1 protein-coding gene is annotated in these 16,469 nt (G+C 68.5%); it reads left to right on the top strand.

Annotated features, from left to right (window positions below):
- Positions 1-227: 227 nt before the first annotated feature.
- The coding region (locus ACG0Z3_RS02255) for a PKD domain-containing protein (RefSeq protein WP_394394893.1) at positions 228-16,469 on the top strand (16,242 nt) is incomplete at its 3' end.

Genomic DNA, 16,469 nt, shown 5'->3' with positions numbered 1-16,469 from the left:
TGGCGCCATAACGCCCCGAAACCCCGCCAACCAATCCCTAACTTGACGTATGGAAAGACCCCCCCCGCGAGCCAGGGGATTTCAGCAGCTAGTGATTGAAAGCGCCATCGCGCACCACGTACAAGCTCGCCTGGATTCATGGCTTCGTGCGCCCATGCGCACGCGGCCGGCCGGCGCAATGCCGGCATGGCGCCACATCGGCGCCGCAAAGCACACCGGAGACCGCCGTGATCTTGTCCAACGAAAAGCGCATCAACACCTTCCGTGCCGGCGAGCAGAGTGCCAGCCACGTCGCGGTCCTGGCAGACGGCAGCTACGTCGTCGTCTGGCAGTCCAACGGGCAGGACGGCAGCGGTTGGGGCATCTACGCGCAGCGCTTCACAGCCACCGGTGCGGCGCTGGGCGCCGAACTTCGTGTGAGCAGCACGGCGGCTAACACGCAGGAGGCTGCGCGCGTGCTGGCCACGAGCGACGGTGGCTTCGTCATCGGCTGGCAGGACAACAACGGCATCGACGGCTCGGGCTGGACGGTGCTGACCCAGCGCTACAACGCAGCCGGCGTTGCGCAAGGCAGCAACACGGTGGTCAACACCATCACCAACAGCACGCAGGCCGTCTTCGACGGCGCCGGCTACACGGGTGGCTACTCCACGGTCTACACCGGCTATTCCCCAGACGGCACCTACAACATCTACCTGCAACGCTGGAACAACGACGGCAGCCGCAACGGCGCCGAGGTACTGGCCGGCACGGCCACGGGTGCAGGCGCCACGGCGGCTCAATCCGGTCAACAGACGCAGCCGCGCGTTGCGGGCAACGCCTCGGGCGCGCAGGTCATCGTGTGGCGGGACGAGTCCGGCAATGACGGCAGCGGCTACGGCGTCTACGGCCGCCGCTTCGACGCCAGCACGGGCACCTTCGGCGACACCTTCCTCGTCAACACGGCCATCGCCGGCCATCAGTACGAACCCAGCGTCAGCGTTGCGGCTGACGGCAGTTTTGTCGTTGCCTGGCGCAGCGACGGCAGCGACGGCAGCGGCTCGGGCGTGTACGCCCAGCGCTTTGCGGCCGACAACACCAAGCTGGGTGGCGAGTTCCTCGTCAACAGCGGCGTGACCGGCGGCAACCAATTCCAGCCGTCCGTGCTGATGCTGTCCACCGGCGGCTTCGTCGTCGCCTGGTACAGCGACGGCAGCGCCGAGGGCAGCAACCAGGACCTCTGGGTGCGCAGCTACAACGCCGACGGCAGCGCCGCCGAGCTGCCTACTCGGATCACCACCAGCCTCAGCCGCGTAGAGAGCGAGCCCCAGCTGGCTGACCTGGGCGGCGGCCGCTGGACCGTCACCTATAGCGCCTACGTCGACGCCACCCTTGGCTACGACGTGATGCAGCAGATCTTCGGCTCCAGCCCCGCGCCAGCGCTGCAGCAGGCCGCGCCGACGCTCGGTGACTGGGAGAGCAGCGCGCTGGGCGGTAGCGTCACCTTCAACGAGAACCTCGTCAACGCCGGGCCGCAGATCATCGACGCCGCCGTCAGCCTGACCGACCTGGACAGCAGCAATTTTGACGGCGGGCGGCTGGAGCTGTACTACGTGCAGGGCGGCAGCGCCGAAGACCAGCTGGGCGTGCGCAGCGTGGGCACGGGCGACGACCAGATCTCTGTCGCGGGCAGCACCGTGCTGTTCGAGGGCACGGCCTTCGGCACGCTCAGCGGCGGCAGCAACGGCAGCGGCCTGGTGGTCACGTTCAATGCCAATGCGACGGTGGATGCCGTCGAACACCTCATCCAGCACCTCACCTACGCCAACACCAACGCCAGCCCGGCCACCAGCCGCACCATCGGCCTGCGCGTGAGCGACGGCGACGGCGGCTCCAGCCCCGGCTACGCCAAGGAGATCCTCGTCACTCGCGAGGCCGATGGCCAGCCCGCGCTGTACGGCGAGCAAGCCGTCGACAGCGTGCGCGCCGCCGATCAGCGCCACCCCGACGTGGCCGTACTGGCCGATGGCAGCTATGTGGTGGTCTGGCAGGGCTACAACCAGCACGAGGCCAACTGGGACATCTACAGCCAGCGCATGTCCGCCAGCGGCGAGCCCATCGGCCCGGAGATCACCCGGATCAACACCGCCCGCGGCAGCACGCAGGAAATGCCGCGCGTCACAGGGCTGTCCGATGGCAACTACGTGGTGATCTGGGACGACGTCGGCGCCAGCGCTGATGGCAGCGGTGACGGCGTCATCGGCCAGATCTACACCGCCAGCGGCACGCCCGTGGGCAGCAATTTCACGGCCAACACCTTCACCAGCGGCACGCAGCGCTACAGCGACGCCGTCAGCTGGGCCGGCGGCGGCTCGGTGGCTGCGGGCTTCGGCGTCGTCTGGGCATCCAGCGGCAATGCCGGTGGCAGCAGCTACGACATCTACCTGCAGCGCTTCGACAACGCCGGCAACAAGATCGGTGGTGAGCTGCGCGTCAGCGACGGTGTGGGCGGCAGCGCCGCGCAGACCGGCGCCCAGTACCTGCCCGAGATCGCCAGCCGCGCCAACGGCGACCTGGTCATGGTCTGGCGCGACGACGGCAATAACGACGGTGCCGGCAGCTACGGCATCTTCGGTCGCACCTACAACGCCGCTACCGGCAGCTTCGGCGCCACCTTCCAGGTCAACACGACCACGGCCGGCACCCAGAACGAACCCGCCGTGGCCATGTTCGCCGATGGCAGCTTCGTCGTCGTCTGGCAGGACGAGAGCACCAACGACGGCAGCAGCTACGGCGTCTACGGCCAACGCTTCGACGCGGCCGGCAACAAGGTCGGGGCCGAGTTTCTCGTCAACGAACGCACCATCGGAGGCCAGTACCAGGCCCAGGTGACCGCCCTGTCCACCGGCGGCTTCGTCGTCACTTGGTACAACGACAACTACGACGTCAGCGGCGGGGGCACGACGAGCGATGTCTACGTCCGCGAGTACGACGCTGCCGGTGTGGCCGTTGACAGCGAGCGCAAGCTGCTCTCACCCACCAACAGCACCGAGTTCGAGCCTGCCGTCGCCGACCTCGGCCAGGGCAACTTCGTCGTTGTCTACGCCGACTACGACACCGGCGTCACGGGCGGCACCAACAGCTACGGCATTGCGCAGCAGATCTTCGGCAGCGCGGCCGAACTGCCGCGCCAGGCGCGCCCCACGATCGGCGACTTCGCCAGCACCGTCACCATCGCCGAGAACGCCGCGAACGCGGGCCTGCAGACCCTGGATGCGTCGCTGAGCTTCAACGACGTGGATTCCACCGACTTCGCGGGCGGCCGCATCGACCTGTACTACGTTAGCGGCGGCGAAACCACGGACCGCCTGGGCGTGCGCAACGACGGCACCGGCGCCGGCCAGATCGGCGTGGCCGGCAGCACCATCAGCTATGGCGGTGTCGCGATCGGCACGCTCAGCGGCGGCAGCAACGGCACCAACCTGCGCATCGACCTGCTGCCCGCGGCTACGCAGGACGCCGTGCAGGCACTGCTGCAAAACCTCGGCTATGCCAGCAGCTCGTCCAGCCCGGCGGCCTCACGCACCGTCGGCCTGCGCGTGGCCGACGGTGACGGCGGCACCAGCGAGGTGTCGCTGCTCACCATCAACGTCACGCCCGCGCTCGACGGCGCGCCGCTCGTGCACGGCGAGGAGCGCGTCAACACCTACTCGGGCAGCACCCAGGAAGACCCGCACATCGGCGCGCTTGCCGATGGCGGCTATGTCATCGCCTGGGCGTCCAGCGGCCAGGACGGCAGCGGCGACGGCGTTTACATGCAGCGCTACAACAGCGTGGGCGTGGCCGTGGGCGGCGAGGTACGGGTCAACACGCAGGTCAGCGGACACCAGAACTACCCGCAGGTCGCCGGCCTGACCGGTGCGGGCGGCGGCGGCTGGGTCGTGACCTGGCAGGACGACACCAGCGACGGCAGCAGCTGGAGCCAGTGGGCCCAGCGCTACGACGCCAATGGCGATGCCGCCGGCAGCGCCTTCCGCGTGGCCACGGCCACCACCAACCAGCAGTACCACGGCCAGGTGGCCAGCTACGGCGGCGGCTTCGCCGTCGTCTGGTCCTCGCAAAGCAACGCCGGCGGCAACGGCTTCGACATCTACCTCAAGCGCTATGACAACAGTGGCGCCGTGATCACATCGGACCTGCGCGTCAGCGACCTGGTCGCCGGCGTCGCAGCGCCCGGCACGCAGGACGTGCCCGACGTGGCCGCCTGGGCCAACGGCAACCTCGCCATCGTCTGGCGTGACAACACCAATGACGGCAGCGGCTGGGGCGTCTACGGCCGCCTGTACGACGCCGCCGCCGGCACCTTCGGCGCCACCTTCCTCATCAACACCACCACCGCCGGCACCCAGCTCAATCCAGACGTCGCCGTGCTGTCGGACGGCAGCTTCGTGGTCGTCTGGGAAGACCAGAGCGGCAACGACGGCAGCAGCTACGCCGTCTACGGCCAGCGCTACAGCGCCGCCGGCGCCAAGCTGGGCGACGAGTTCATCGTCAACCAGCGCCGCGATGGCGGCCAGTACGACGCCCATGTCGTGGCGCTGCAAAGCGGCGGCTTCGTGGTCGCGTACTACAACGACAACTACGACATCAGCGGCAGCGGCAGCACAGCCGACGTCTACATCCGCGAGTACACCAACGCCGGCGTGCCCATCGACGGCGAGCGCAAGCTGGTCTCGCAGACCAACAGCACCGAGCAATATCCCGCCATCGCAGCGCTGACCAGCGGCAATTTTGTCGTCGCCTACAGCGACTACAACGTCACGCCGGTGCTTGGCAACGGCGGCAACACCTACGAGATCGCGCAGCAGCTCTTCGGCAGCGCGGCAAGCCTGGCACGCCAGGCCAACCCCGTCATCGGCGACGTCGCAGCCAGCGTCACGTTCGCCGAGAACGACGTCAACGCCGCACCGCAGCTCATCGATGCCGCCGTCAGCGTCGTCGACGTTGACTCTGCTGACTTTGCCGGCGGCAGGCTGGACCTGTTCTACGTGCAGGGCGGCCAGGCCACCGACCAGCTGGGCGTGCGCCATGTCGGCAACGGTGCCGGGCAGATCGGCGTCGCCGGCGGCACCGTCAGCTTCGGCGGCACAGCGATCGGCAGCATTGCTGCCGCCGCGACCGGCGCCAATGGCGCCGCCCTGCGCGTCGAACTCAATGCCAACGCCACCGCCGAGGCCGTCGAGGCCCTGATCCAGAGCCTCACCTACGCCAGCACCTCGTCCAGCCCCGACGCCATCCGCACCGTGGGCGTGCGCCTGTCCGACGGCGACGGCGGCAGCAGCACCGCCAGCGCCGTGACCATCAACGTCACGCCCAGCCTGGACGGCGCGCCCGCCGTGGGTGGCGAATCCGCGGTCGTCAACACCTACCGCGAGAACCACCAGGAGGCGCCCTCCGTTGCCACGCTGGTCGACGGCAGCTACGTCGTCGTCTGGCAGTCCGCCGGCCAGGACGGCAGCGGCGACGGCGTCTACGGCCAGCGCTTCAGCGCCAGTGGCGCCGCCCTTGGCACCGAGTTCCGCATCAGCACCAACAGCAGCAACGACCAGGAGTTCCCGCACGTCGAGGCCCTGTCCAACGGCGGCTTCGTCGTCACCTGGCAGGACAACGTCACACCCAGCGCCGATGGCAGCAGCTGGGCGCAGGTCGGCCAGTTCTACGGCAGCAACGGCGCAGCCGTCGGTGCCAACGTCGTGCTCAACACCAGCACCACCAACGGTCAGTACCACGGCCAGCTGGCCGGCTACACCGGTGGTTTTGCCATCGCCTACGCCTCTGAATCCGGCCCGGCGGGCGCTAACGGCACCGACATCTACCTGCGCCGCTTCGACAACGCCGGCGCGCAGACGGCCGCCGAGGTCCGCATCAACGTCGTCTCCGGCACAGCCCAGGCCGGCACGCAATACCTGCCCGATGTGGCTGCCCAGGCCAACGGCGACCTGTTCATCGTCTGGGAGGACCGCCAGGGGCTGGACGGCAGCGGTGTCGGCATCTTCGGCCGCACGCTCAGCGCCGGTGGCGTGCTGGGCAGCACCTTCGTCGTCAACACCACCAGCGGCGGCAACCAATCCACGCCCAGCGTCGCCGCGCTGGCCGGTGGCGGCTGGGTGGTCGTGTGGGAAGACCAAGCTGGCAACGACGGCAACAGCTACGGCGTCTACGCCCAGCTGATCGACGCCGCCGGCAACAAGCTCGGCGGCGAGTTCATCGTCAACGAGCGCCTGACTGGCGGGCAGTACGAGGCCCAGGTCACCGGCCTGTCCACCGGCGGCTTCGTCGTCACTTGGTACAACGACAACTACGACATCACCGGCGCCGGCACCACGTCGGATGTCTACATCCGCGAGTTCAGCAGTACCGGCGTGCCCATGGACGGCGAACGCAAGCTGGCCTCCGACACCAACAGCACCGAGCGCACGCCGGCCGTCGCCGACCTGGGCAATGGCAACTACGTCATCGCCTACGCCGACTACAACACCGTCAATGAGTCCGGCCAGAGCACCTACGAGATCCGCACCCAGCGCTTCGGCGATGCCGCCGGGCTGGCGCCCACGAGCGCCAGCCCGGTGCTGGGCGATGTGCGCGCCCAGCGCCTCTTCAGCAACGCCCCGGCCGACAGCGCCAACTACGCCGGCGTGGCGCGCGCCATCGACTTCGACGTGCTGGTGTCGGACGCCGACTCCGCCAACTTCGACGGCGGCCAACTGTTCGTCAACTTCCTGTCCAACGGCAGCGCCAATGACGCGCTGGGGATCCAGAACCAGGGCAACGGCGCCGGCCAGGTCGGCGTCAGCGGCAGCAGCATCAGCGTCGGCGGCACCGTGGTGGGCAGCTTCACGGGCGGCGGCGCCGGCATCGGCGCGCTGACCATCACATTCAACGCCAATGCCGACGCCGCGGCCGTGCAGGCGGTGGCACAAGCCATCACCTACCTGCACACCGCGCCGCCGGCGGGCACCACCAACCGCTACGTGGGTCTACGCCTCACCGACGGTGACGGCGGTGCCAGCAACGCCAGCCAGGTGGCCATCACCATCCAGAACAGCGTCAGCACCAGCGCCCTGGTGCTGGACGATGTCGCCAGCAGCGTCACCTTCACCGAAGCTCAGGTCGCGGCCGGCGCCGTCATCGACGGCGCCCAGCAGCTGGTGCATAGCGCCGCCGGCGGTTTCCTGAACGGCAAGCTCACGGTGAGCTACCTGTCCAGCACCAACCGCGCGGACGACCAGCTGCGCATCCGCCATGAGGGCGGTGGCGCCGGCCAGGTCGGTGTCAGCGGCAGCGACGTGCAGTTCGGCGGCGTGTCCGTCGGCACCATCAGCGCCACGCTGGACGGCGCGGCCGGCCGCAGTCTCGAAATCACCTGGAAGGCCGCGGCCACCGAGGCCATCGTCGAGCGCGTGCTGGAGAACCTCAGCTACGCCAGCACCTCCGCCCAGCCGCTGCCCAGCCGCACGGTGCGCCTGAACCTGACCGACAACGCCGGCAACAGCAGCGGCAGTGACGACATCGTCATCAACATCACGCCACAGGCCGATGCGGCCGCGCTGGTGGCGCTGCGCCCGCAGGAGCAGGTCAACAGCTACGAGGTGGGCCAGCAGACCGCCCCAGTCGTCGGCCGCCTGATGGGCAGCAATGACGGCGGTTATGTCGTGGTGTGGCAGTCCGAGGCTTCGCAGGACGGCGACGGCCACGGCGTCTTCGCCCAGCGCTACGCCAGCAACGGTGCGGCCGTGGGCGCTGAATTCCAGGTCAACACCACCACGCTCAACAACCAGGCGCAAGCCGCCGTCGGCGGCCTCGCCAGCGGTGGCTATGTGATTGCCTGGCGGGCCCAGGGGCAGGACGGCAGCGGCACCTACGGGGTCTATGCCCAGCGCTACCTGGCAGACGGCACGGCCGCCGGGCCGGAATTCCGCGTCAATACCACCACCACGGCCGATCAGTACGAACCGGCCGTGCTGGGCTTGGCCGATGGCAGCTTCATCGTCGCCTTCCGCAGCGACTACAACAATGCAGCGGGCAGCCACACCTATGACGTGCTGGCCCAACGCTACGACGCATCGGGCAACCCGCTGGGTGCCGAGTTCGCGCTCAACACGACCGGCGGGGCCACGCAGTTCCAGCCGCAACTCGCGGCGCTGGACGGTGGCGGCTTCGTCGCCCTCTGGGGCGACACCAGCGGTGACGGCAACGGCTACGGTGTGGCCGCCCAGCGTTTCGACAATGCCGGCAACAAGGTCGGCGGGCTGATTGCGGTCAACACCACGATCGCGTCCAACCAATACGGCGCCGACATCGCCGCCCTGCCCGGTGGCGGCTTTGTCGCCACGTGGTGGAGCAGCGGCGGCCAGGTCTATGCGCAACGCTTCGCCGCCGACGGCAGCAAGCTCGGCGGCGAGGTACTGGTCAGCACGCAGGACACCTCGGCATCCAACGACTACGCCCGCATCGCCGTGCTGGGTGACGGCGGCTTCATCGTCACCTGGGACAGCAACGCCAGCAGCGCCGTCGGCGGCAATGGCTACGACGTCTGGGCCCAGCAGTTCAACGCCAGCGGCGCCAAGGTCGACGGCCCGCGCCTGATCAACACCACCACGGCCAGCACGCAGTACCTGCCCGATGTGGTGGGCCTCAACGGCAACAACGCCGTCATCGTCTGGGCCGGCTACGACCAGGAGTCCAGCACCCAGAACACCTATGCCGTGTTCCAGCAGCTGCTGGGCACGGCAGGCAGCATCACCACCTCCGCCGCCCCGGTACTGACCGATGTGGTGTCGGCCGTGAGCTTCGCGGAAAACCTCGTCAACGTCACGCCGCAGCTCATCGACACCGGCGTGGGCATCGTCGACCCCGACAGCGCCAACTTCGACGGCGGCACGCTGTGGGTCAGCGTGATCTCCGGCTACGGCAACATTGAGACTGCCCAGCTGGCCGACCCCGCCGCGCAGCAGGACCAGTTCGGCATCCGCCACCAGGGCAGCGCCGCCGGTCAGGTGGGCCTGGTTGGCCTGACCGTCACCTATGGCGGCGTGGCCATCGGCAGCATCGCCGGCAACGGCCAAAACGGCGCGGACCTGGTGGTCACCTTCAACGCCGCTGCGACCGCCGCCGCCGTGGAAGCGGTGCTGGAGAACCTGACCTATCGCAACACCTCGTCGGCGCCGGTGGCCAGCCGTACGGTCAGCATCGGCCTGTCCGACGGCGACGGCGGCACCAGCGTGCCGCGCCTGGTGACCATCAACGTCACGCCCGACGTCGACGGTGCCGCGCCGTTGTTCGGCAACGAGCGCGTCAACACCTACGGCCTTGGCAACCAGGAAGACCCAAGCTCGGCCGCCCTGTCCGACGGCGGCTACATCACCGTCTGGGCCTCGGATGGCCAGGACGGCTGGAGCTCGGGCGTCTACGCCCAGCGCTTCGACGCCAAGGGCGTGCCCGTGGGCGCCGAATTCCGCATCAACGACGAGACGAGAGATGTTCAGTCCGAGCCCGCCGTGACCGGCCTGGCCGGCGGGGGCTATGTCGTCACGTGGCGCAGCAACAGTCAGGACGGCAGCAGCGCCGGCGTCTACGCGCAGCGCTTCGACAACAACGGCACGCGGCTGGGCGATGAGTTCCGTGTCAACACCGACACCGACAGCAACCAGTACCAGCCCGCCATCACCGCGCTGGCCGATGGCGGCTTCGTCGTCGCCTGGTACGACGATGGGTCGACCACGCCGACCAACAGCGAGTACTACGACGTCTTCTTCCAGCGCTACAACGCCGCCGGTGTCGCGCAAGGGCCTCAGACGCGCGCCAATCCCACCGGCACAGGCCAGTACGACGCCCAGTACGAACCCGCCGTGGCGGGCCTGACCGGCGGCGGCTTCGTGATGTTCTGGCGCGATGACAACGAGGACGGCAGCCTGTCCGGCGTCTACGGCCAGCGCTTCGATGCCAGCGGTGCGGCCAGCGGCGCGGTCTTCCGCGCCAACACCACCACGGCCAACTACCAATGGAACCCGTCGACCACCGGGCTGGCCGATGGCGGCTGGGTGGTGGTGTGGAATTCGCGCGACCAGGACGGCAGTGGCGACGGCGTGTTCGGCCAGCGCTATGCAGCCGACGGCAGCCTGGTGGGCGGCGAATTCCGCGTCAACACGGTCACCACCAGCACCCAAGGCCTGCCCAACGTGACGGCGCTCTCGCACGGCGGCTTCGTGGTCTCGTACACCAGCCAGGGTCTGCAGTACGTGCAGCAGTTCGATGCCTCGGGCGCACGCCTGGATGGCGAGCTGCGCGTCGACACGATGGACAACAACGGCAACGCGGAGACCAGCAGCGTCGTGGGTCTGGCCAACGGCGGCTTCGTCGTCAGCTTCCGCGACTACGACTACTCCCAGGGCACGACCTATAACGTCTACCAGCAGTTCTTCGGCAATGCCGCCACCGACACCCGTCAGGCCAGCCCGCAGCTGGTGGATGTCAACGCCAGCGTGAGCTTCGCCGAGAACACGGTGAACAGCACGCCGCAACTGCTGGACGCCACCATCGGCCTGTCCGATGCCGACTCCGCCAACTTCGGCGGCGGCTCGCTGGAGGTGAACTACCTCACCGGCTATGCGCTGCAGGACCAGCTCGGCCTGTCCGGCCTGTCCGTGCAAGACCAATTGGGCCTGCGCCACCAGGGCAGCGGCGCCGGCCAGGTGGGCGTGAGCGGCAGCACCGTCAGCTACGGCGGCACGGCCATCGGCACCATCACCAGCGACGGCGCCAACGGCAGCAAGCTGAGCATCAGCTTCAATGCCAACGCCACCGTGCTGGCGGTGGAGCGGGTGATCGAGAACCTCACCTACGCCAACACCTTCAGCGACCCGGCGGCCACCCGCACCGTCAGCATCCGCGTGACCGATGGCGACGGCGGCGCCAGCGAGGCGCGCACCATCCAGATCAACATCACGCCTGAGGCTGACGGCGCCCAGGCCCTGCACGGCAACGCGCAGGTCAACAGCTACGAGCCCGGCACCCAGACCAGCCCGGCCACCGCACGACTGTCGGATGGCAGCTACGTCACCATTTGGGAAAGCCAGACCACGCAGGACGGCTGGGAGTACGGCGTCTACGGCCAGCGCTTCGACGCCAACGGCGTGCCCATCGGCACCGAGTTCCAGGTCAACAGCTACACGCCCTACTCGCAGACCGAGCCGGCAGTTGCCGCGCTGAGCGGCGGCGGCTACGTCGTCGTCTGGCGTTCGGCCAACCAGGACGGCAGCGGCGCAGGCGTCTACGCGCAGCGCTTCAGCAACAGCGGCACGCCGCTGGGCGGCGAGTTCCGCGTCAACACCAGCGTCGACAGCAGCCAGTACCAGCCCACCGTCACCGGCCTGTCCAACGGTGGCTTCGTGGTCGGCTGGTATGACGATTCCTACACCAACCCCACCAACACCGAGCACGGCGACGTGCTGTTCCAGCGCTTCGACGCCAGCGGCGTGGCTCAAGGCGTGGAGACCCGTGCCAACCCTGCAGGCACCGGCACGTTCGAGTACCAGTACGAGCCGAATTTCGTAGGCTTGTCCGCAGGGGGCTTCCTGGCCTTCTGGCGCGACGACACGGAAGACGGCAGCTTGTCCGGCGTCTACGGCCAGCGCTTCGACAACAGCGGCGCCACGGTCGGCGCTGCCTTCCGCGTCAACAGCGAGACCGCCAACTACCAGTGGGATCCTGCGGCAGCGGCCCTGGCCGACGGCGGCTGGATCGTCACCTGGACGTCCCGCGCGCAAGACAGCAGTAGCGACGGCGTGTACGCCCAGCGCTACGCGGCGGACGGCAGCACCGTGGGCGGCGAATTCCGCGTCAACACCACCGTCAGCGGCAACCAGTCACAGCCGGCCGTCGCGTCGCTGACGCACGGCGGCTTCGCCGTCACCTGGTACGACCAGGGCAAGATCACCGTCCAGCAGTTCGCTGCGAATGGCGCCCGCATCGACGGCGAGCTGCAGGCCGATCTCGCGCCCAACGGCAGCAACTACGGCGATGCGCCCACCATCGCTGGCCTGGATAACGGCGCCTTCGTCGTGTCCTTCCGCGACTACGACGACAGCACCAACGAATACAACGTCTACCAGCAGCTGTTCGGCACGCCCGCCAACTTCGTGCGCCAGGGTGACCCGCAGCTCGTCGACGTGGCCAGCAGTGTCACCTTCGCCGAGAACACCATCAACGCCCTGCCCCAGCGCATCGATGCCGGCGTAGGCCTGCAGGACGTGGACTCGCCCAACTTCGATGGCGGCGTGCTGGAGGTCAACTACCTGACCGGCTACGGCGCACAGGACCAGCTCGGCCTGCAAGGCCTGGACGCGCAAGACCAGCTGGGCATCCTCAGCGAGGGCACGGGCGCGCAGCAGGTCAGCGTGCTGGGCAACACCGTCAGCTACCAGGGCGTGGCCATCGGCACCATCACGCACAACGGCGCCAACGGCAACAAGCTGGCTGTGCAGTTCAATGCCAACGCCACGGTGGCGGCGGTCGAGCAGGTCATCGAGAACCTGACCTACGCCAACACCGCCAGCAACCCACTTGCCAGCCGCTCGGTCAGCATCCGCGTGACCGATGGCGACGGCGGCGCCAGCGAGGCACGCACCGTCACCATCAACGTCACGCCCGAGACCGATGGCGCGGTGAAGTTCGGCATCGAGAAGGTGGTGAACACCTCGCGTGGCGGCAACCAACTGGAGCCTTCCGTCACCCGCCTGGCCGACGGCGGCTACGTCGTGACCTGGCAGGACGAGAGCGGCCAGGACGGCAGCAGCTACGGCATCTACCAGCAGCGCTACGACGCCAATGACGCCGCCGTCGGCGGTGAAGTGCGGGTCAACACGACCACCAGCGGCGCCCAGTACGAGGCCCAGGTCGCTGCGCTGTCCAACGGCGGCTGGGTGGTCGTCTGGCGCGGCGACGGCCAGGACGGCAGCGGCGCTGGCGTCTACAGCCAGCGCTACAACGCCGACGGCAGCACGGCCGGCGGCGAAGCCCGCGTCAACACCAGCGTCGACTCCAACCAGTACCAGCCGGCGGTCACAGCCACGGCGACGGGCTACATCGTGGCGTGGTACGACGATGGCGCCACCGTCGCGGGCAACACTGAGTTCTACGACGTGATGTTCCAGCGCTTTGACGTCAACGGCGTCGCGCTCGGGGCCGAGACCCGCGCCAACCCGGTCGGCACCGGCCAGTTCGTCGCGCAATACCAGCCCACCATCACCACGCTGACCAGCGGCGACTTCGTCGTGCTCTACCGAGACGACAGCCGCGACGGATCGGGCGCCGGCATCTTCGGCCAGCGCTTCGATGCCAACGGTGTGGCCCAGGGCGCATCCTTCCAGGTGAATGCCTACGTCAACAGCACGCAGGCGATGCCGTCGGTCGCCGCGCTGAGCGGTGGCGGCTTCGTGGCCGTGTGGGAATCCGAGGGCCAGGACCTGTCCAGTACCGGCATCTACGCCCAACGCTTCGACGCGCTGGGCAACCCGCAGGGCACTGAGTACCGCGTCAACACGACGATCAGCAGCACGCAGTCGCAGCCCGAGGTGACCGGCCTGGCCAATGGCGGCTATGTCGTCACCTGGAGCGACAGCAGCAGCACGGGCTGGGACGTCAAGATGCAGCAGTACGACGCCAGCGGCCGCGCGGTCGATGGCGAGACGCTGGTCAACAGCTACCAGCCCCATGTGCAGTCCCAACCGGCCGTGGCCAGCATGGCAGATGGCGGCTTCGTCATCGCCTACGCCGGCTACATCTACAGCAGCGACCAGACCGGCGACGGCATCCCCGACGGCGGCAACGACACCTACGAGATCCGACTGCAACGCTTCAGCAACACGGCGCCCAACGTCAGCGACGTGCTGGTCAACGGCACCGAGGAACAACTCATCACGCTGACCGATGCCTTGTTCGAGGGTGGCTTCGTCGATCCCGACGGCCAGAGCCTGCAGGCCATCAAGATCATCACGCCGCCGGCCTCCGGCGAACTTCGCTTCAACGGCACGCCGGTCACCATCGGCCAGGAGATCAGCATCGCCGACCTGGAGGCCGGCCTGCTGACCTACCAGGGCAACCCCGATTTCTTCGGAGCCGACCAGTTCCGCTGGACCGGCAGTGACGGCATTGCGTTCGCGTCCACCCCGGTGTTCACCAACATCGTGCTGGACAACATCAACGACGGACCGCGCCTGGCCCTGATCCCGAACGGCAACGGCAGCGAAGGGAGCACCTTCTCCGCCACGCTCAACATCGGCGACCCGGATCCCGAAGGCCATCGGATCACCGTCAACTGGGGCGACGGCAGCGCCGACACCCAGTTCACCACCAGCAGCGCCACGCCGCAGATCAACCACGTGTACGCCGACAACGGCGCCTACACCGTCACCGTCACGGTCAACGATCAGCAGGGCCTGCCCAACAGCATCGAGCAGCGCAGCTTCACCGCCACCATCGGCAACGTCGCGCCCACCATCGGCCTGGCCGGCAACAACACCGTTGAGCAGGGTCAGGTCTACACGCTGGATCTTGGCAACCCCGCCGACCCGGGTGCCGATACCGTCAGCGAGTACCGCGTGGACTGGGGCGATGGCAGCCCGGTGCAGACCTTCACCGCCGCCACGCTGCCGGCCAACGGCATCGTCACCCACACCTACCTGACCACGGGCAGCAAGACGATCCTCGTGGGCCTCACCGATGAGGACGGCGCCTACAACCCGGCGGGCAGCAAGACCATCGCGGTCAGCGCACCGGCCGAGGTCATCACCGTCGATGCGGGGGCCGACGCCACCGTCAACGAAGGCGCGTTCTTCACCCGCACCATCACCTTCGACGACCCGACCGACCAGTCGCCCAACGGCCGCAGCTACACCGTCACTTGGGGCGACGGACAAACCTCTACCGGCTTCCTGGCCGCCGGGCAGACCAGCTTCAACATCGGCCATGCCTATGCCGACCAGGGCGGCCCGTTCGCCGTCACTGTGACGGTGGACGACTCCGGCCTCATCACCCAGCAAGGCAGCGACAGCTTCCTCGTGACCGTCAACAACGTCGCGCCCACGGTCAGCATCAACGGTGCCGGCTCGATTGCCGAAGGCAGCAGCTACACGATCACGCTGGCCAAGAACGACCCGGGCACGGACGTCGCCACCGAATACGTCATCGACTGGGGCGACGGCTCCGTCGCGCAGGTGGTGCCGGCCGCGAGCTTCCCTGCCAACGGCCAATTCACGCACACCTACGCCGACGGCAACATCACGCGACAGATCCGCGTGCAGGTCACGGACGAGGACGGCACCTTCGTCGATGCCGGCGTTTCCAGCGTCTTCGTGGCCAACGTGGCCCCCACGGCGCCGGTCAGCGGCGCCAACACGGTGGTCGAGGGCACGGCCTACACGCTGAACGTCGGCACCGTCGTCGACCCCGGGCAGGACACCATCGCCGGCTACAGCATCAACTGGGGCGACGGCACGCCCAACAGCAACTTCACGGCAGCTGAATGGGCCGCTGCCGGCGGTGTCTTCACGCATGTCTACGCCGACGGCGTGGGCGCCGGCACGCCGCGCACCATCAGCGTCACCGCGTCTGACGAAGACGGCAGCTTCACGATCGGCAGCAAGACCATCGGCATCGTCAACGCCAACCCGGGCCTGAGCCTCGCCGGCGCCGCTGCCACCAACGAAGGCGCAACGTACGCGCTGGCCATTACCGGCTCGGACGTCAACGCCGACACCTTGAGCTACAGCATCGACTGGGGTGACGGCAGCCCGGCTCAGGTGGTCACCGCAGCACAACTCGCCACGCTGGGCGGCAGCGTCGGCCATGTCTTTGCCGACGACCAGGATGGCCCCGTCAACACGACGGCGCGCACCATCACCGTCACGGCCAGCGACGAGGACGGCGGCTCCACGCAGGCCACCCGCGTCGTCGATGTCAACAACGTCGCACCCACGCTGGCGCTGGGCGGCAGCGGTGCCGCCACCGCCGGCCAGGCCTACACGCTCAACCTCGGCGCCCGCGTCGACCCGGGCCAGGACACCGCCACCAGCTACATCATCAACTGGGGCGATGGCAGTCCGGCGCAGACTGTCGCGGCCGCCACCGGCAGCGTCACCCACACCTTCGCCAGCGCCGGCAACGCGACCATCTCGGTCACGGTGGTGGACGAGGACGGCAGCTTTGCCGCCGGCTCGCAGGCCGTGGTGATTGCTGCGCCCACGCCCACGGTCAGCTTCGAGGCCGGCGGCAATGCCGTGCTCAGCGAAGGTGCAACCTTCGCGCGCACCATCAGCTTCAGCGACGGCCAGGACAACGGCGCTGCCGGCTGGACCTACACCGTCGACTACGGCGACGGCACCGTCATCAACGGCAGCACCGCCACGCCCAGCATCGAGCTCAACCACCTCTAC

It is taken from the genome of Pelomonas margarita (assembly GCF_043555875.1).
Taxonomy (GTDB): domain Bacteria; phylum Pseudomonadota; class Gammaproteobacteria; order Burkholderiales; family Burkholderiaceae_C; genus Pelomonas; species Pelomonas margarita.
Note: the sequence above shows the minus strand (reverse complement) of the source record. Positions and strands in the feature narration are given on the sequence as shown.